Source organism: Siminovitchia fortis (genome assembly GCF_003605365.2).
GTDB lineage: Bacteria > Bacillota > Bacilli > Bacillales > Bacillaceae_C > Siminovitchia > Siminovitchia fortis.
Genome location: NZ_QYTU02000096.1, coordinates 1 through 1,132, shown reverse-complemented (window position 1 = coordinate 1,132; position 1,132 = coordinate 1). Strand labels below are relative to the sequence as shown.

Annotated in this window: 10 tRNA genes; all 10 read left to right on the top strand. The window is 51.2% G+C overall.

Annotated elements, in window-relative coordinates:
* The first annotated feature begins 70 nt into the window (after positions 1–70).
* The 10 genes from D4N35_RS17805 to D4N35_RS17760 all read left to right on the top strand — a co-directional run bounded on the left by D4N35_RS17805 (position 71) and on the right by D4N35_RS17760 (position 1,094).
* Positions 71–144: transfer RNA gene (locus D4N35_RS17805), tRNA-Arg, on the top strand.
* Between the two features lie 73 nt (positions 145–217).
* A tRNA-Pro gene (locus D4N35_RS17800) sits at positions 218–294 on the top strand.
* A 14-nt stretch (positions 295–308) separates the two neighbouring features.
* Positions 309–384 (top strand) — tRNA-Ala (locus tag D4N35_RS17795).
* Positions 385–407: 23 nt separating this feature from the next.
* A tRNA-Met gene (locus D4N35_RS17790) sits at positions 408–484 on the top strand.
* Between the two features lie 6 nt (positions 485–490).
* A tRNA-Ile gene (locus D4N35_RS17785) sits at positions 491–567 on the top strand.
* Between the two features lie 12 nt (positions 568–579).
* Positions 580–672: transfer RNA gene (locus D4N35_RS17780), tRNA-Ser, on the top strand.
* Positions 673–681: 9 nt separating this feature from the next.
* Positions 682–755 (top strand) — tRNA-Met (locus D4N35_RS17775).
* Between the two features lie 10 nt (positions 756–765).
* Positions 766–841: transfer RNA gene (locus tag D4N35_RS17770), tRNA-Asp, on the top strand.
* Positions 842–913: 72 nt separating this feature from the next.
* Positions 914–989: transfer RNA gene (locus D4N35_RS17765), tRNA-Phe, on the top strand.
* 30 nt (positions 990–1,019) lie between these two features.
* Positions 1,020–1,094 (top strand) — tRNA-His (locus tag D4N35_RS17760).
* Positions 1,095–1,132: the final 38 nt, after the last annotated feature.

Sequence of the window (1,132 nt, the reverse complement as noted above, 5' to 3'; positions counted from 1 at the left end):
GCACAGGACTTAAAATCCTGCGGTAGGTGACTACCGTACCGGTTCGATTCCGGTCCTCGGCATTCAGCTTGCGCCCGTAGCTCAATTGGATAGAGCGTCTGACTACGGATCAGAAGGTTATGGGTTCGACTCCTTTCGGGCGCGTTATTATTAGAAGTGAGAAATTGGAAGTTAGATAAAAGCATAACCTCTCACATCCAACCTCTATTATCTAATACGGGAAGTAGCTCAGCTTGGTAGAGCACTTGGTTTGGGACCAAGGGGCCGCAGGTTCAAATCCTGTCTTCCCGACCACTTTTTTCAAAAATGGGGCCTTAGCTCAGCTGGGAGAGCGCCTGCTTTGCACGCAGGAGGTCAGCGGTTCGATCCCGCTAGGCTCCACCAAATGAATAAGCAAGTAATATGTGGGCGGCGTAGCTCAGCTGGCTAGAGCGTACGGTTCATACCCGTGAGGTCGGGGGTTCGATCCCCTCCGCCGCTACCAATTGTAGGACCTTTAGCTCAGCTGGTTAGAGCAGACGGCTCATAACCGTCCGGTCGTAGGTTCGAGTCCTACAAGGTCCACCATTTTACTTTTTTGGAGGAATACCCAAGTCTGGCTGAAGGGATCGGTCTTGAAAACCGACAGGCGGGTCAAACCGCGCGGGGGTTCGAATCCCTCTTCCTCCGCCATCACATCGTCGCGGGATGGAGCAGTTCGGTAGCTCGTCGGGCTCATAACCCGAAGGTCGCAGGTTCAAATCCTGCTCCCGCAATTTAATTAAAGGTCCCGTAGTGTAGCGGTTAACATGCCTGCCTGTCACGCAGGAGATCGCGGGTTCGATTCCCGTCGGGACCGCCATTTTGTTTTAACATAAAAACAGCTGAGATTGCTGAGACTATTACAAAGCATCTTATAGCGTTAATTACATAAGGCTCAGTAGCTCAGTCGGTAGAGCAAAGGACTGAAAATCCTTGTGTCGGCGGTTCGATTCCGTCCTGAGCCACCATTAAGGCGTTCATATGAATTGCACTCCATGGCGGCTATGGCGAAGTGGTTAACGCATCGGATTGTGGCTCCGACATCATGGGTTCGATTCCCATTAGTCGCCCCATTTAAAATTAAGCGGGTGTAGTTTAGTGGTAAAACTAC